The sequence below is a fragment of the Synechococcus sp. BL107 genome (assembly GCF_000153805.1).
In the GTDB taxonomy this organism is placed as follows: domain Bacteria; phylum Cyanobacteriota; class Cyanobacteriia; order PCC-6307; family Cyanobiaceae; genus Parasynechococcus.
In genome coordinates this window covers 1099897-1117272 of sequence record NZ_DS022298.1, presented here as the reverse complement: position 1 = coordinate 1117272, position 17376 = coordinate 1099897, and the positions used below count along the sequence as shown (strand labels likewise).

15 protein-coding genes are annotated in these 17376 nt (G+C 48.8%); 8 read left to right on the top strand and 7 right to left on the bottom strand.

Features of this window, described 5'->3' with window-relative positions:
• Nucleotides 1–106 precede the first annotated feature (106 nt).
• A complete protein-coding gene (locus BL107_RS05795) occupies nt 107–1285 on the top strand; it encodes an aminotransferase class V-fold PLP-dependent enzyme (protein WP_037988795.1) in 1179 nt (392 codons plus the stop codon).
• Here the strand turns inward: BL107_RS05795 and BL107_RS05790 are convergent.
• The 3 genes from BL107_RS05790 to yidD form a co-directional block, all read right to left on the bottom strand.
• The gene (locus BL107_RS05790; protein ID WP_009789343.1) at nt 1276–2784 is read right to left on the bottom strand and encodes a UDP-N-acetylmuramoyl-L-alanyl-D-glutamate--2,6-diaminopimelate ligase; all 1509 of its coding nucleotides are present in this window, start codon (nt 2782–2784) and stop codon (nt 1276–1278) included. The genes BL107_RS05795 and BL107_RS05790 overlap by 10 nt on opposite strands.
• Nucleotides 2785–3030: 246 nt before the next feature.
• Nucleotides 3031–3306 carry a glutaredoxin family protein gene (locus BL107_RS05785; protein ID WP_009789342.1) on the bottom strand — a complete coding sequence of 92 codons (276 nt, stop codon included), beginning with the start codon at nt 3304–3306 and terminating at the stop codon, nt 3031–3033.
• Nucleotides 3306–3584, bottom strand: coding sequence for a membrane protein insertion efficiency factor YidD (yidD, locus tag BL107_RS05780; protein ID WP_009789341.1), 279 nt, complete (start codon nt 3582–3584; stop codon nt 3306–3308). The genes BL107_RS05785 and yidD overlap by 1 nt, the downstream gene beginning before the upstream one ends.
• A 75-nt stretch (nt 3585–3659) precedes the next feature.
• On the opposite strand from yidD, the gene rpsD reads away from it, so the two are divergent.
• From rpsD to BL107_RS05765, 3 genes are all read left to right on the top strand, one after another.
• A complete protein-coding gene (rpsD, locus tag BL107_RS05775; protein WP_009789340.1) occupies nt 3660–4268 on the top strand; it encodes a 30S ribosomal protein S4 in 609 nt (202 codons plus the stop codon).
• Between the two features lie 102 nt (nt 4269–4370).
• Nucleotides 4371–5756: a site-specific integrase gene (locus BL107_RS05770; protein ID WP_009789339.1), complete on the top strand. Its 1386-nt coding sequence runs from the start codon at nt 4371–4373 to the stop codon at nt 5754–5756.
• 11 nt (nt 5757–5767) lie between these two features.
• Nucleotides 5768–8197 carry a DNA-directed RNA polymerase gene (locus tag BL107_RS05765; RefSeq protein ID WP_009789338.1) on the top strand — a complete coding sequence of 810 codons (2430 nt, stop codon included), beginning with the start codon at nt 5768–5770 and terminating at the stop codon, nt 8195–8197.
• A gap of 63 nt (nt 8198–8260) precedes the next feature.
• Here the strand turns inward: BL107_RS05765 and BL107_RS12190 are convergent, their stop codons facing one another.
• Nucleotides 8261–9598: a trypsin-like peptidase domain-containing protein gene (locus tag BL107_RS12190; protein ID WP_071984231.1), complete on the bottom strand. Its 1338-nt coding sequence runs from the start codon at nt 9596–9598 to the stop codon at nt 8261–8263.
• 374 nt (nt 9599–9972) lie between these two features.
• On the opposite strand from BL107_RS12190, the gene BL107_RS05755 reads away from it, so the two are divergent.
• The 3 genes from BL107_RS05755 to BL107_RS05745 all read left to right on the top strand — a co-directional run bounded on the left by BL107_RS05755 (nt 9973) and on the right by BL107_RS05745 (nt 12461).
• Nucleotides 9973–10431 carry a COP23 domain-containing protein gene (locus BL107_RS05755; protein WP_050749832.1) on the top strand — a complete coding sequence of 153 codons (459 nt, stop codon included), beginning with the start codon at nt 9973–9975 and terminating at the stop codon, nt 10429–10431.
• 8 nt (nt 10432–10439) lie between these two features.
• Entirely contained in the window at nt 10440–11210 is a 771-nt protein-coding gene (locus BL107_RS05750; RefSeq protein ID WP_009789336.1) for a hypothetical protein, read from the top strand.
• Between the two features lie 75 nt (nt 11211–11285).
• Entirely contained in the window at nt 11286–12461 is a 1176-nt protein-coding gene (locus tag BL107_RS05745; RefSeq protein WP_232192778.1) for a trypsin-like peptidase domain-containing protein, read from the top strand.
• A gap of 282 nt (nt 12462–12743) precedes the next feature.
• Here the strand turns inward: BL107_RS05745 and BL107_RS12460 are convergent, their stop codons facing one another.
• Nucleotides 12744–13433 carry a J domain-containing protein gene (locus tag BL107_RS12460; protein ID WP_198002327.1) on the bottom strand — a complete coding sequence of 230 codons (690 nt, stop codon included), beginning with the start codon at nt 13431–13433 and terminating at the stop codon, nt 12744–12746.
• Between the two features lie 452 nt (nt 13434–13885).
• On the opposite strand from BL107_RS12460, the gene BL107_RS05735 reads away from it, so the two are divergent.
• Nucleotides 13886–14323: a thermonuclease family protein gene (locus tag BL107_RS05735; RefSeq protein WP_083772468.1), complete on the top strand. Its 438-nt coding sequence runs from the start codon at nt 13886–13888 to the stop codon at nt 14321–14323.
• Nucleotides 14324–14339: 16 nt separating this feature from the next.
• Here BL107_RS05735 and BL107_RS12900 read toward each other — a convergent pair whose 3' ends face one another.
• Both BL107_RS12900 and BL107_RS05730 read right to left on the bottom strand, forming a co-directional pair.
• Nucleotides 14340–14498 carry a hypothetical protein gene (locus tag BL107_RS12900; protein WP_006169881.1) on the bottom strand — a complete coding sequence of 53 codons (159 nt, stop codon included), beginning with the start codon at nt 14496–14498 and terminating at the stop codon, nt 14340–14342.
• 131 nt (nt 14499–14629) lie between these two features.
• The gene (locus tag BL107_RS05730; protein ID WP_009789332.1) at nt 14630–17368 is read right to left on the bottom strand and encodes a DEAD/DEAH box helicase; all 2739 of its coding nucleotides are present in this window, start codon (nt 17366–17368) and stop codon (nt 14630–14632) included.
• Nucleotides 17369–17376 lie beyond the last annotated feature (8 nt).

The window sequence follows — 17376 nt, the reverse complement described above, 5'->3', positions numbered from 1 at the left end:
CGGTCAGCAATATTTCGGCATTGATGCCCAAACATCTAGATGAGAGAACTGTGATCACCAGGGTTTGTTGTCGGCCATCAAGATAGAAGCCACCGGTCTGAGCACGATGCAGCTTCGCCAACAGATGCCGGCCCTAGCGAACAAGACCTACTTCAACTACGGCGGCCAAGGCCCGTTACCTACAGCATCCCTAGAGGCCATCACCGCGAGCTGGCACCGCATTCAGGAGCTTGGACCCTTCACCACCGATGTTTGGCCGTTTATTGCCGCGGAAGTAAATCGCACCCGCCGTCTCCTGGCGCAATGGTGTGGGGTCCCCCCCCACCGCATGGCACTCACCGAAAATGTAACCAGTGGCTGCGTTTTACCGCTCTGGGGACTGCCGTTTAGCAGCGGAGACCACCTGCTAATTAGCGACTGCGAGCACCCGGGGGTGGTGGCCGCATGCGTCGAGCTGGCCCGCCGTGAACAGCTGGTGATCGACACCCTTCCGGTGAAGCATCTGCGGGGAACAGCGAGCGATACCGATACAGGGGTTCTCCAAAGCCTGGAAACATCTCTCGATCCCCGCACGCGCCTCGTCGTACTCAGCCATCTGCTCTGGAACACCGGCCAAGTGATGCCGATTGAAGCGGTGGCCAATCAGCTCAAGCAGCACCACCAACATCCATTTCTGCTCGTGGATGCAGCCCAGAGCATGGGGCAGATCCCCGTGCAGGCGGCAGCTGCCGCGTCCGACATCTATGGCTTTACAGGCCACAAATGGTGTTTTGGACCCGAGGGGCTCGGCGGGGTTGCCCTCTCCCAACGGGTCCTCGAGCAGGGCCAGCCCACCCTGATCGGCTGGCGCAGCTTGAAGGATGAAAGCAAAGCCGTCTTCGATGCAGAGGATCCCTTTCATCACGACAGCCGTCGTTTTGAAGTGGCCACCAGCTGCGTGCCGCTGATGGCAGGGTTGCGCTGCTCACTCGAGCTCATGGAGCAACAAGGATCCGCCGAAGAGCGGCTGGATCAGATCCGCCAACACAGCGAAACGCTGTGGCAGAGCTTGGATGCGATGGATGGGGTCACACCGCTGCTCTCGGTGCCACCCACAAGCGGCCTGGTGAGTTTTCAACTACACAATGCTCCTCCACCGGCCGACGTCGTGACGGGACTCGGCAAACAAGGGATTTGGATTCGAGACCTGGCCGACCCGGCTTGCCTGAGGGCTTGCACCCACATCACCACCTCAAATGAGGAACTCGTCCAGCTGAGTGAGGCCCTCGCTACCCATCAAGGTTGAAGCCGACGTCGCAGTGCTTTTTGCGCTTCCTCTCGGTCGTCGAAGTGCACCTTCTCGATGCCGAGAATCTGGTAGTCCTCATGGCCCTTACCAGCCACCAGCACCAGATCAGCGGCATCAGCCTCGGCAATCGTTTGGGCAATCGCTGCCCCACGGTCTGGATCCACCACCCGATCAACGCCGTCCGGGATGCCCTTCACCACATCCTCAAGGATGCGCAGGGGATCCTCGGTGCGTGGGTTGTCGGAAGTCACTACAACCCGATCGGCCAAGCGTGCGGCAATCGCAGCCATCTGAGGACGCTTGCCCCGGTCGCGATCACCACCGCAGCCAAACACGCAGATCAACTTGCCCTCAGCAAAGGGGCGTGCTGCAGCCAGGGCATTCTCCAAGCCATCCGGCGTATGGGCGTAATCCACCAGCACCGTGGGGAGCGTGGTGGTGATTGCGTCCTCCAACAGCACCCGTTCCATCCGTCCAGGCACGCCACGGAAATCACTCACGGCCCGCAGCAGGTCTGGCAGAGGCAACTGCTGCTGGAGCAGAACACCCACTGCCTGCAACAGATTCATCAAGTTGAAGCGACCCAATAAAGGCGACTGAAACGCACCCTCTCCCAACGGACTGATCAACCGTCCTGACACCCCATGGCTGGTCATGCAGAGATCCTCCATGCGCAACTCAGCCGTTGGATCGGTAAGGGAGCTGCGCCAGCACTGCGCTCCAAGCCGTTCGGCCAGCTTTGCCCCCCAGGGGTCATCGCCATTCACTACCGCCCGGGCGGGGCCGGCCTGCAACAACGCCTCTGAAAACAACAGGGCTTTCGCCTCGAAATAGTCCTCCATCGACAAGTGGTAATCGAGGTGGTCTTGAGTGAGATTCGTGAACACAGCGCCAGCAAAGCGGCACCCCGCCACCCGATGCTGTGCGAGGGCATGGGAACTGATTTCCATCGCCGCGAGCAGGCTCCCAGCCGATGCCGCCTCCGCCAGTTGGGCCTGAAGGCGATCGGCAAACGCCGTGGTGTGGGTGGCGGTGATGCTGTGGCCAGACCAACGATTCACGAGGGTGCCAAACAGCGCAGTGGATCTCCCGCAGGCCAGAGCCAGATGTTCGATCAGATAGGTAGTGGTGGTTTTTCCATTCGTCCCGGTCACACCCAACAGCGCCATGCGCTCACTCGGTCGGCTCCAGAACGACGCCGCCAGCTCACCAAGCGTGCTGGCCAAAGGATCGGCCACCACCACCACTTGATCGCTATCCCCTGGTGGATCCACAGCTGCAGCAGCAGGACCAATCACCGCCGCCGCGGCTCCCGCGTTTAAGGCTTGACGCCAAAACAAACCTCCATCGACCCGATCACCAGGCAATCCCACAAACAAGCTGCCTGGACCAGCCAAGCGGGAGTCGCTGGTGACGGACTCGATCTGCGGATTGCTCCCACCGACGGTGGGCGTGAGGCCCACGTCTCGAAGAAGCTCATCCAGGCGCTGACCCATCGAAAACTCCGATCAACCTGAACCCTGATGCCGTTCTAAAGCGATCCGAGCAAGAAGAAAAGTGGCTGGCCTAAAAAAGTATTTATCCCATCAAAACCCTTGACAGCAATGATCCAAAACAACCACAAGCTTTCTTGAAAGCGATCGTGTCAATCAATACTTAAAAATCAAATATCCACCACAAAAAAACTCAGTAGCCATACAAAGCGAACGAGTTCATTGCAACCAAAGCCCAGAGCAAAAAGCTCATGAACTCTCAAGCAGGCAATGTTTAACCAGCCACTTCAACAAACCATCCCCCGACAATCTTGGCGAAACCCTCGGCAATTCCTTGTGATCCAGGGCTAAAACGGGTACTTCGAGGTCGTAACGGGCTTTCCACTCGGAGGGAGTCTCAGGATGGTCGATATCTACTGTTGTCAGTGTCAGTTGAAGGCTGTCTAAATCCAACTGCCGCAGGCGCTCCTCGAGGCCGGCACAAAGGCAGCAGCCTTGACGGCTGTAGAGGCGTAAGTCGCGCATCAATCAGGAACCGGATCGCAACCGCAAGGCGTGAAGGGATGGCAACGCAGGACACGTTTCAGCGTGAGCCAGCCACCGCGCCACGGTCCGTGGCGTTGAATCGCTTCCAGCCCATAGGCGCTGCAGGTGGGCGTAAAGCGGCAACGCGGGCCGAGCAAAGGCGAGATAAAGGCTCGATAAAAGCCAATCAAAGCCAGGAACAGCGCCGCAACACGACGATTGAAGCCAGCCCAGCGAGTGGGTTGGTCTTCATTGGATAAGATGGGAGATTCGTGCATCGATGGATGCGCTGATACCTGTAATGGGTCCAGCATGCCCAAAGATCGCGCGATTTGATCTAACACCTTCTCCTTATGTCTCGCTACCGCGGCCCTCGCCTGAGGATCACGCGGCGCTTGGGAGACCTCCCTGGTCTCACCCGGAAGGCCGCAAAGCGGTCCTATCCCCCCGGTCAGCACGGCCAAGCCCGTCGCAAGCGCTCCGAATACGCAATCCGCCTCGAAGAAAAGCAAAAACTTCGCTTCAACTACGGAGTCTCCGAGCGCCAACTCGTGCGCTACGTGAAAAAGGCCCGTGCCCAGGAGGGTTCCACTGGAACCAACCTGCTCAAGCTTTTGGAAAGCAGACTGGACAACATCTGCTTCCGCCTCGGCTTCGGCCCCACCGTTCCTGGATCCCGTCAGCTGGTGAACCATGGCCACGTGACCGTGAACGGTCGTGTCACGGACATCGCCAGTTATCAGGTGAAGCCCGGCGACGTGTTGGCCATCCGCGAAAAGAAAGGCAGCAAACAGCTAGCCGAAGGCAACCTTGCCTTCCCCGGCCTATCCAACATCCCTCCCCACTTGGAGTTGGATAAAGCCAAGTTGAGCGCCAAGTGCACCGGTCGCTGCGAACGCGAATGGGTTGCCCTGGAAATCAACGAATTGCTGGTGGTGGAGTACTACTCCCGCAAGGTCTAAGCTTCGCTCACGGCAAGGAATTCGAGCTTTTTTCGAATCCCTACTCAAACTTTACTCAAACTCTTGCTACCGTTTTCTTGAACGGTCAGCAGGAGTTTTTTTATGCCTGCCATTGCTCAAAAGGCCAAAGCGCTAGGCGGCAAAGGGGTCGTCTTGTCGTACGTGGATAAGCCCGAGAACTTCTACTGGCGCGAAAAGGTACCCAACACCAAGCGGTACTTACATCGACTGCTGCCTAACTCCTCCACCATTGAGGACGCTTTAGAAGAGTGCATCGAGGCTTATACGGCGCTCAGAAAAGATCAAGCCATTCCGCACGGAACTGATGGAACGACTCAGAAACATGCCTTAGGGAGTCAAGGAAGAGCCACTAGAAACTCAAACACCGGCAGATACAAGAACAGACCAATAGAGGCTTGTGTCACTGAGTTTTTAGAAGCCGAACAACGAAAGGTCGATGCGGATCTACTCAAACCCCGAAGCCTTTTGAACAAGAGCCAGGCACTGCTTAAGCAGTTGCTCCCTTACCTGGCAGAGAAGGGAGTGACACACACACGACAGATCGACATCAATACGTTCGAGGACTATCCGACATGGCGAGATGCCGCCAAATCCACAAGAAAGCTTGAGCTGACGTACTTCGGAAATTTTCTCAACGAATTCTGTAAACGGCGTGGGCTACTAGACATCGAGGTTTCACCCCGCGAAGCCCTTCCAACCATTGCGATCAAAGATTCCGAAGTCGTTGCCAATCCACCTTTGATCGAACAAGGCAATTGGCAGAAGGTGGTCGTTGCATTGAGCAACAACCGGGATCGTGCAGCGAAGCTACGAAACCATCGGGGCTTGTACTTCGCACAGTTGTTTTATCGGTGGTGCATCGTTTGCAGAAATGCTGGACTCCGACCGGACATTGAGCTGAACAAGCTTCGGTGGTGCGACGTACGACGAGAGAACGTCGGTCGATGGTCCAAGTCAGAGGAAAAGAAGAAGGACAAGTGGATTGCAGTCCTCCATGTCCGTGACTCAAAGACAGGCAAACAGCGCATCATCCCGACCAATGGAGTGGACAGTCAACTCATGCAATGGAAGGAGGAGCAAAGGCAATACATCGAGAAATATTGCACTGGAATAGAGATCACTGAAGAAACTCTGATCTTTGGTAATCCTCACAATGAAATGAAGCAATACGCCTATAACGGTTTCAACAGGACATGGAGAAAAGTCATTGATGGGATTAACCCCAGGCTCAAACCTTATGTATTCAGCGACAGAAACTATACGCCTTATAGCCTGCGAAGTACTTACATATGTAACCTAATTTTAGACAACAAAGATATTTACACAGTGGCAAAGCTTGCTGGACATACAATTGCTGTTTGCGAGAAGTACTACGCCAGGATTGACATGAGCAAAAAGGCAAAAGAGATAACGGATTTCAATTATGGATCTTCAAGTGTAAGAAATATCGAAACCGAAAGTTATTAATCCAATCAGCCATGAAAACCAAACAACATCAACACGAAATAGACACAACGATCGAAGCACTGCGTAAGAGGGAGAATCAGGTCAGGCAAGCAATCGAGCGCGGGTATTTCTCCAGCACTGCAGAAGGACAACAACTCACCCGATACATCTTCATCGAGTACAGCAAAGCGGTCGAATCCCATGTCACGCATCTGGTGGGACGCAACGGAAGGTTTGCATCAGCAGCTTCCCATTTGTACTTCCAGCTCAAGGATTTAGAGGTCTCGTTCGAACACGTGGCATTTGTTGCTCTGCGGAAGCTGATCGATTGCATCCACACCAAACAGAACCAGCGCACTCACGTCTGCACTGCCATCGGGCGAGCCATCCAAGAGGAGTTGAGGAACCAGTTCTTCACCTTGAACTTGGATGAGAACGGAAAGAAGATCCGAAACAAACGGCTGAAGAAGCCGCGTTCAACACCCAAGTATCGAAACCTCGGTGTGAAGCTGGCGATGGAACGCCGACTGCTGGAAAAGGGGTGGGCTAAGGACGATCTCTACCAGGACTGGCCTTCAGTACTGCATACCCAGGTGGGATCACTGCTGCTGGATCCAGCAATTAAGGAGAAGTACTTCGATGCGCAGACAAGGTGGGTCGCCAAGAACCGATCAGAGAAGTTTGTCGTCCCAACGCCTGCGCTGGAAGAGCATCTATCCAAACGAAAGGAACAAATCGACGACCTAGTGACGACAAAGGATGTCTTGATCGAACCGCCATTGGACTGGCAGCTACAAGACGGTGAAGCCCGGTTCAACTTCAGTGGCGGCTATCACCTGCCGTACACACGCAAACCAAACAACCCGTTGTGCAGGGGTCGGCACTACGAAACCCGGTTTGGATCTGATGCGATCAACCTTCTGAACACCCTTGGGAGAACTGCCTTCCAAGTGGATCCACTTGTCTTTGAGGTGATCGACGACTGCTGGGAAACGCAGCGCAGCATCGCCGGGTTCAACAGTCCCTTTGAGAACCCAGAGCTGAACCAAGAGATGCCAGATCATTTGAAGGCTCTGGATAAAAAACACCCGGACAGAGTTGCCTGGCGCAAACGGCAGGCATACCTCCACGACCAAGAGCAGGAGCACATCGAGAAAACGCAGAGTGCTCAGGCTGTCCTTATTTCCGCGCGGAAAAACGAGACCCGTCAACGCTTCTGGCTGTCGTGGAGCTGTGACTTCCGGGGACGGATCTACTCGCAGCAATCGTGGCTGGACCCACAGTCCCGAGACTTCGAGCGTTCAGTCCTGAGGTTTGCCGATGGCTGCCGACTGGACGAACAAGGAAAGGAGTGGGCAGCACGGGCAGTCGGTGCGGCGTTCGGCGGTACAAAGCAGAGCTACGCAGCAAGAAGCCAGTGGACCTACGAAAACACTGAGTTGATTGCTGCCATTGCTTCTGACCCAATCAGACACAGCAGCCAATGGGAGAACGCCGATGAACCCTGGCAGTTCCTTCAGATGGCAATGGAGTGGAACGCCGTTGTCCTTCAACAGACGAAGCCGCTTTGGCAGGTGCCGGTGAGTGTGGACAGCACTGCATCGGGGTTGCAGCTGCTGAGTGCGATGCGTCGTGACCCAGTCGGCATGAAGTGGACGAACCTCATCCCTTCAGAAGACCCCGACCAACCACCGCGTGATGCGTATCTGGAGGTACTCCGTGTAGCACGGGAGATAGCGGAAGCCGATCCTCAAACCGTATGGCTTGCAAAACATCTGACGGATCGAAGCCTGGGCAAACCTGTACTGATGATTGCAATCTACGGAGGGTCATATCGAACCAACAGAGGCGACATCGTCGATGCGCTGAGAAAGTTGGGCTCATATCCAGACATGGTCAGCTGGGATGACACCAAGGTGATGACAGACATCCTGCAGAAAGCCAGCAAGCAGGTTTTCCCGGCCGCCTTTGAAACCCTTGATTGGTTAAGACAGCTATGCACCAAAGCCATCGAAAACGGTGCGACATCACTCTGGTGGGAGACACCATGTAGTGATCAGATCCATCAATCCGAATACGAAGTCGACTCAATTGAGGTGGACACCTACGGCCACGGACGGATGCGAATCGCTGTGGGCTCGGTCAATGAGCCAAACGAGAAGAAGCTAAAGAGTGGATTCGCACCCAACTTCGTTCACAGCTACGACGCATGCCTGCTGAAGACAGCCTTTCAGCAGTGGAGCAAGCCATTGGGGACCATCCACGACTGCATCTCAGTGCTGCCAAACGATATGGACCAAGCTCATGAACGTGTACGCAAGGCTTTTATAGAAATTTGTCATGGCGACCCCTTAGCTCGCCTTGCAAATAATTTGAAAGTTCCCTCTAAAGAGCATCCAAAACTCGTTCAAGGAAAGGGTGATTTACAAAAAATATTGAATAGCCAATATATGTTTAATTAAGCAGTGCGAAGAATCAGCAAATACAGAGAAGACACAATTTAAATTATTTACTTTAGGAACTAATCAAAAGTCTGAAATGTACTCATGCAATTTCCACTGTTTTCCATCTCGCCCAAGCACATAGGTGACGGTCAAAGCTCCTGCAGGTGTCTGATCAATGGTGGTTCCGGAGCGATCAAGTGTTTGATCGGAGTAAACCACCTCAACCTTCACAGCAATGCGCCGTGGGGTTCGGCTCACCACCTCAACACTGGTGACAGAAGACTTGATGATTTTTGTATAGCCCAGCGCGGCATCAGCGGCGCGCTCTGCTTGCACCCGTTGCAACAACCGATCGCGGGCAACGGTGGAAATCTCCTTCGAAACTGCATAAGGCACAGCATTTGTCTGACCAGCAAGTGCTTTGGCTGTGGCGTTCAGCCAGGCTTGGACGAGATCCCCTAACTGCTTATCCGTTGGTATATCACTCGTCAGTGGCTCAATTGAACTATTCAGAGGCTGCTTCGGCTGCTCAACACCACCATCTTTCGCAAAAGATCTAATGCGTTTGCCAATAGGAGCATTAGCAGAACCAATTGTTGACTTGGAATAAATATTTGTATATTGACCAGCACTATCTTGAAGGAATAATGGAATACCTTGATTCTGCCCAGTTTTAACCGCTATTCCTGTTTGACTTGTCAAAGTAGCTTCCACTTCACCTCTTCCATGCATAGCAACAACTTGGCCAGAACTATTAAATACAGGCGAACCACTCATGCCTGGAAGTGTTGAATTTGAGTATAAAACTTGATATCCACCGACAACTTTCTCATCAAGAACTGCAATTAACTTACCATCGGTAAATCGGAGACTTCTATTAGGAACTGCGGTAGTCGCAAGTGGGAAGCCCGAAACATACAAGGTTTCTCCTACTTGAAGTGGAGATTCAACAGAGCCTCGACTTACTTTAGACGAATTTAAAATATTCAAAGAAGAATACTTAGGGACTTCGATATTAAATGTCAGTCGAGCAATATCAAGACCTGATGAATTGATTTCCACAGAAGTAACACCATGCGCCGCCCCATCAAAAGTAATAACGGATAATTCATCATCACTCCGCAAATCTTGGACAACATGCGCAGCCGTTATTACCTTATATTCGATATTGCAATAAGGTTTACTAAAAGGTGATCTACTTATTCCGCCTGCGCAAGAAATACCTTCAATAAATCCACTACCTTGTGTAGAGCCTTCAATTTTGACAGAGCCTGATCTTGCCAGTTTCGCAATATTTTCTGGATCTAGCGTAGTCTTGGTATCAGAACAACCAGACAAACCAACAACAAGAATTGGGACCAGAAAAGAAAGAGCCTTCCTTGCATCAAATATCAGGAATTCCGAAAAAGAACGTTTCAACTGTATTCATGCCAGCGAGCTAGCAACAAAGAAAACAACATCCTAATAAAATGGATATCATCCAAGGTAACACATCAAAAGCAAAGTCTTTTTAGAGCAAAAGGAGACACCGAAGGAGGCTGTAAAACAAGAAGAGATAAAGTCTCTTAAAAAGGATTTAGCAAATAGTTGATCGACAATGCCAAAAGAATTACCAAAATAAATGCGGCATTCTTAACTATGACTAGAAGTACGCCAAGAAGGTATTACTATTGGGTAAATAATCTAATCTGATGGCAAGAGGATTCGTAATTGCTACAGCCATCGTTGCTTGTGTAGTTCCTACAGGACTCCGAGTAAATGCGAGTTCTGCCCTAGCTTCATCAATCTCCTGCATGAACGCTGACGGAGTGCCAGCCACCGTCGTCCAAACCAAAACGGATAAGCAAGTACCAATCATCTACTGGAAGAGCACAACCTTCTCTGGTGCTGGTTGGACGCCAGAACGTAGATGCCAAGAGGTCTCAAGCCGTTTCCAAAGTTTCCATGCAGCTGGCAATCTCGATTACATCACCACTGGACGTATGAATGGCATGCCGGTGATCTGCGTCGCCAAATCAGATGGTGGTGCGTGCGCTGGACTGCTTTACACCTTGAAGCCTGGTCAGAACGCCACGGCTACCTTGCAAAAGCTGTTCGACATTCGCTCTAAGCCAGGAGCTGCACCACTTGAAGAAACAACAGCACGGATGTACGTGAGTGTGGACTCGATCATTAGGAATAAGTCAGGTGCTGTCGTTGCTCCAATGCCTTCCGCCACACCAAGCAGCACTTCACCACTACCCCTGTTCTGAATACTCATATGAGAGCTCGTCAGCTACTTGCAAGCCTGCTTATCCCTACCCAGCTACTTGGTTTCCTATCTCTGACGACGCCTGCAATCGCTGACTCTTGGAAAGATGTCGAAGACTTGATAGAGCTTGTAAAAGGCACAGGTACCAAGGTCCAAAAGCTGGACACCTGTGACGGACAGACGATGGGGTTCTATCAACCACCTCGTAAAGACGGCAGTGGCGATCGCCTCGTCTTCTGTACGAACAACATTGATATGGAAGACGTCAGTGCAGTGTGGGAAGTCCTCGCACATGAAAGCGCTCATGTCATGCAGGCATGTAACGGTGGTCTGATCTGGAAAGCGGAATACCACCCACGCTTGCTGAGGAACTTGAAATCAAGAGCTCCCCACTACGCGTCAATCCTCGATCAATACAGAGGAAGGGACAAGATGATGGAGTTAGAAGCATTTGATATGGAGCTGAAATCACCTGAACAGGTTGTGGATATCTTTTTGAGAGCTTGCTCTAAGAACGAAGGTTCTTCTAACAACTCTGGTGCAGGCGATTCAACAACTCAACCGTCAGAGAGTGAAGAGAGCATCCTTTCCATTGTGGGGGGAGAGGATTCCTTCAAGGTTCTATTGGCGTGGGCAAAAGAGAATTACACCAGAGAGGAGTTAGTTGAATTAGGGGAGATACTCCAGTCAGGCGATGCACCCAAGATCAAGAGAGCACTGATTGCACTATTGCGCAGATTTAATCAATCACAATCATATGAAAACTATCGTTTGTTTTAGAGGATGAAAAAGGACATAAACGGAGCAGCGCCGAATCTCCTACCAATATTCCAGCACCTTCTGGTTAGTAGATCTTTGGCAGTTGGCCTTGCAGCCTCAGCAGTAGTACTGGCTCCGAATGCAGCAGTAGCGCAGGATGCTTCAAATATTGCTCGTATCGCGAAGGAAATCACTGTTCGCGTAGAAGGCGCTACGCAGGGGTCAGGGGTAATTGTCAAAAAAGATGGGAACACCTACACGGTGCTTACTGCTTGGCATGTACTCAAATCCAATCAACCAGGAGAAGAGATTACTTTAGTCATTAACGATAATCAGTATTTTCATCTTCCCTCCTCTGTAAAGAGGGTTAAAAATGTTGATTTAGCTACTATTAAATTCACATCTACCAATAACTATAAAACAGCACGCATTGCAAGTATTGATAAAAATATGATTGGCTCGAGCATATTTGTTGGAGGCTTTCCATTGCGAACAGATTCGGTTAACTCTAGAATTTTTAGATTTTTGGATGGCAGAGTTATTGCATATGACCCAAATATCCAACTTCCTAATGGCTATAACTTTCTATACTCTAATAATACTTTGCCTGGGATGAGTGGTGGACCTGTGCTTGGCACTCAAGGAGAATTATTGGCAATTCATGGCCTTGGAGAGATCGATGTAGAAATGACTTCTAATAAAAATATTTTAGTCAAGACTGGAACGAATCAAGGGATCCCCCTTTCCTTTTTTAGCTCAGAGATAAAAGAAGTACCTTCTAGTAATCGAAATACTGGCGGGATGATCAGCAGTGCCGATAAGTATTTACTCAAAATAGAGTCACTACTTAGAAGCGGCAACTCGGACCCCGTAGAGATTATGATCTTGGCTGATAAGGCTAGTTTAATCGAAACAAGTGCTCGAAGTGAATATTATCGAGCTGTTGGAATGTATTCGATTAGATCCTTTAGATCTGCCTTGGCTGGTGCAGAGAGAGCGATAAGCCTTGATCCATCTTTTTCGAAGGCTTATAGATTAAAGGCGACTATTAATATCATAAGGAGAGACCATATTTCAGCGTTAGTCGACCTTACGGCAGCAATAACGTTAGATCCTAATGATTTCCAATCACTCTTAAATCGAGCTTCAATTTATTATGATACTTATAAAAGCATTGACGCTGCCAAGCGAGATTTAGAAAAAGCTCTTTTGATTAAGCCCAATGATTCCGCTACCATTAAAATGCTGGATTACATTAAAAATAATTCTTAGCCATTTATTTATATAAATAGTGATTTCAACGGCAATTCTTAGTATTTTATACAATTAGGTTCTCAGGTAACTTTCCATAAATATACTTCCATCCGTGCATATTTAAAATTGCTTGCCTAGGAGACTCTCGAAGTCATTTAGGTCATGAACAACGTGTGCTTCCTCGCCTGAACTCCATGAATTTGCAAAGCTTGTAATAGCAAATGGCATAGCTCGAGTAGCAATGAAGCCAGAGAAAAATCAAATAGCCACGATCGACAGACTACAAACAAGTACCATCAGCTAAACACTAAATTTTCTAATGAGCTGCTGATAGGACTCTGAGATCATTTTAAATTTCTCAGCAGCTTTAACATCATTTGGATTCAAGTCAGGATGACAGGATTTAGCTAAGGTCCAATAGGCATGTTTTATTTGCCGAGGTCCGGCATTTTTTTCAAGACCTAATACATCGTAGTGATCAACACTCTTTCCGCTTGCAGAGGAAACAAAGTCATTAATGTCAAATTCAATCCTATATGTATTTCTTTTAGACCATTCGTTACTTTGACGCCTATCCTCAGCCGCTTGCTCTACTCGTGCCCTATATCTTGCCTCATATTCCTCAGTAAATTGGTCAAAATACACGGCATAAATCCAAGGAACTTCTATGTCAGGACCCTCAATGAATTGCTTTAGAGATTTCCGAGTTGCTCCATATGCAAAACGTCCAGTCCTTCTTGCAGAGGCCGCTACAACCCAAAAATTTGACTTATCATCACAATCATCACCTGGAATGTATTCACTACATTCCCACGTCGTGTATTCACCTCGGCTTTTCTTGCCTTTCATATACATATCAATAAATAAGTACTCATTCTTCTTCTCACTATTTTTGGCTGCTTCCTGAAGAGGCCGGGGAGGGTCGCCATATTGTCCAGTAATCACAAAAATATAACCATCATTTCTAAAGTAAAAAGTCGAAGACGTCATGCTATTTATTCTTAACTTCTTCGTGTCCCGGATATCAACAAACCATCGCGGCACAGAAGACCTCATCCCTGGACATTCATTCGTGCCGAAACCCTCCTCCCAAAACATTCGCCCCGAGACCGTCTTTACGACCTCGCGAGACTGAGTTACTAGTATCACTTTCTCCTCTTGATCGAGATCTTGATCATTTACTTCGTCAGAAATTTTTTTATTTAACCCTGCTTTATTTCTATTCGTGATTTGATAATTTATCGAATCATCCGATAAATCCTTGGACCTTATGACAAGAATCACTATGAGAAATATCATTATGATGAATAGGAAAGTAGCCACAACTTCACCGGCAAGTTATCTCTATTCTCGCACTTCACTTATGTATTGATGAGGTGTCAAACCCTTAGAACGACGCGGTCAGGAAAATGGTCTTAACTCAATGGAACACAAATGAGCCAATGAAGCGCTCAAGAGTTCACCGGCAGCGGGGATGGTCACACTCACTCAAGGCATACCTTGGGCTATGCCTCTTTGCGACGCTTCTGCTCCCGAAGGTCGCACTGGGACAAACCTCAGAACAGGTTGTGATAACCAGTTGCTACGACGGAGACACCTGCACCAGCAGCACCGGCGAAAAGATCAGGTTGGCTTGCATTGATACCCCTGAGTTACGGGGTAAACGCGCAGAGCCTGTCCAGGCAATAGAAGCGCGCGACTATCTGAGGGAACTGGTAGTTGGTCGCAAGATCACCATTCGGCGTATTACCACTGATCGTTATGGACGAACCGTGGCAGAGCTCTTTGTAGATGGATCCAATGTCCAGCAACAGCTAGTAGCAAGTGGACACGCCTCGATCTATTGGCGTTATGCAGATCAATGTCCCTGGATCCGGTAGCGCTGCAAAGAAGGATTCAGTCCTTACCTTCAACAGGTTCCTTCGTCATCCAGTCGAGGAGGCGGTCAATGACCTCACCTTTACTTTTCAGCCCCCACTGCTTACGACGTCCTTCAATGGCTGCTGATAGCTCAGGCGTGATGCAGATAGTCGTCATCTTCCTGACGCTGGTCATGAGGTGCTCCTGAGTAGTAATTAAATGATGCTGCTTAATGCAAGCGAGGCAAGGAAGATCAAACGAGGTGCTTTTAATGGACTTAATTTCTTTTCAGAAAACCAGTTTCGAACTTTTATTCCGTTATTTTGTTATTTACCGCATCCCCGCGGTGGGTCCCAGATGAATCCAATTTTATCAAGAAGTTGGATGCGCTCTTGTGATAATTGATCTACCCTCTTTGTTCTTCGTTGAGTTCTAACCCAAGTTCCAAGTGTTGGATGTTTATCGGGAACTTTGGCATCACCATTGTGATTAATATATTTTTTGAGAAGTTGGTACTTTTCTTGCCATCTTTCTTCTCTTACACCCCAGATGAAACCAATTTTATCAAGAAGTTGGATTCGTTCTTCTGATAATTTCCCTTCCTTTCTTTCAGATCTCTGCGAACGACACCATACCCTAAGTACTGAATGATTGGAAACTTCATTACTGCCATTATGCTCAATGAAGTTCTTAAGTTCTTGATATTTTTTTTGCCAAGGTTCTGCAAATGGTTCCCATATGAAACCAATATCATTCAGCATTTGTATCTGATCTTCCGACAACTGTCCATTTTTCCTCTTTGATCTCTGCTTTTTAACCCATCTCCCAAGTACTGGATAATTTTCAGAAACTCTTATACTCCCATTGTCCTCTGTATATTGCTTTAGTTCTTGACATCTTATTTTCCATAAATCTGCGAATGGATCCCATGAGAATCCAAGAATGTTAAGAAGTTGAATTCGTTCTTCTTGTAACTTGTCTCTTTTCTTGTGTAATCGTTGCACCTCCACCCATCTTCCGAGTTCTGGATGAGTTTGGGGAACTAAAGCATTGCCATTCACCTCAATATATTGCTTAAATTGACCATACTTTTCCATCCAGTTCTCTGTCGTTTCTCTTACAAGTATGGTCGTCAGTGAATCCGCAAAAGTAGTTGAAATACTAGAAGGTAGGTCAAAGATAATCTTGGATAATCCTTTGACTGATTCCGTTGGAGCATTCCTTCTGCCGAGTTCTACTCTCAATTGATCCAACTCGTCACGCATACAGTCATCTTGGGATTTTAGAGCAAGAATAATGCTCCAAATATCTTTAAACCTGCTTTGCAGGATCTCATCTTCGACATTGGTAGTATCACCAAGATAAACAGGAAGGATGATGTATCCATCGGTTTTATTCTCACTCTTTCGGATTGCACGACCAACTGCCTGAATGATGTCGACCTGACTGCTCCTGGGATCGAAAAATGCAATTCCATCAAGAGTCGGGACATCAACTCCTTCAGATAAGCATCTTGCGTTGGCAAGTATTCCAAACTCTTGCTCACTGACATTTTTCAACTTATTGATTTCAGTATTTCTATTTTTTGCGTTCATCTCTCCTGAAACGTATGAAGTCATTGCCGACTTCGATGATTTGGATGCTTCAGGGATCCAATCAAGGATTAAAGGGTGGTCCTCAGAGAATTTCTTTGCTGACTTGACCCGACTATGAAAGGTGATCATTCGACTCAGGTCATAATCTTTAATTGCCTTTGCAAGAGCAATATGATTCGCAAGTGTTTCTGTATCGATATTGCATTCATTACCTGTATCTACAATCACTCTGTCCAGTATTTTGGCCTGAACAGATGGGTCATCAACGCCTACGATGACAACCTGATAATCGCTTAACAGATCATTCTCAATTGCCTCTGAGAAATTGAGTTGATGGAATACTTCACCGAATTGTGAACTGTCATCCATACAGGCAAGATTGATATTCTCTTCATCTGCTTTGTTCTTAATTTGCTTTGACAGCACTCTTGGTGTTGCAGTCATGAACAAGCGTTTTTTTGACCTAATCTTCTGGTCATCAAGGATGCTGCCAAAAGCACTTGAAACTTTTCCTGCACAACGATGTGCCTCGTCTGCAAATGCAATATCAAATGATGGGACTTCTGGTGATCTCTGCGACTCTTCGACTAATGGAGAGGATTGATATGTCGAGAACACAATTCCACCGTCATTGCCCAGAAGGAATCTTTTGATTTCATCTGGGTCGCTTGTGACGGGAACACCAAGTGCACTGACACGCTCAATCATGCTGTCAGTGGTGTTGTCCTGCTTTGCGACTGACTTGTCAGAGCAGACACAGATCCAGTTGAATTTCTCCTGACTCGTTGCTGACCACTCCCTAAGGGTCTGAGACAGAAGACTGAGGGACGGGAGAAGAACAAGTGTCCGCTTGACCTTCAGTGCTTCTTTAATCCAAAGCGAAGTCAGTGTCTTTCCTGTGCCACACGCCATTAGGAGTTGACCCCTGTCTTCCTGCTGGAAACCCTCTACGACGTTGTTGATTGCTTCCAGTTGATGGGGGAGTGGTGTGCGCTTCTTCCTTCTCTGACCCCCTGAAAGATCTTCTGAGGACGTTGGGTACTCGACCTCTGATTGCCTGAACTGCTCAAGCAAGAAACAGACAACTTGCTTTTCCTGTCTATCAAGGACTTGTTGTGCGTTCTTGCCGATGCCATCCGTTGAGGCGATCAGCAGTCGTCCATGAATCCTGGAATCACTTGACTCACTGAGGAAACTATCGATTTCTGCCTTGGAGATCTCACGCTCAGGCGCAACACACTTGCTTTGAATTGCCCAGTGCTTTCCCTCAGTATCCTCATAAACGAGATCAATTCCACAATCCTTGCCCCATCGTTGTGGATAGTCGTCCCATAGCCAGACCTGATTGACCTTGGATGACCACACAGGGTCTGTCTTTAGGAACCAAGGAATGAATATCTTCTCGAAATACTCCCCTCTCTTATTACTGTCCTCTGGTAGAGATCTATAAAAATCGTCAAAAGTTACCATCTTTAGTT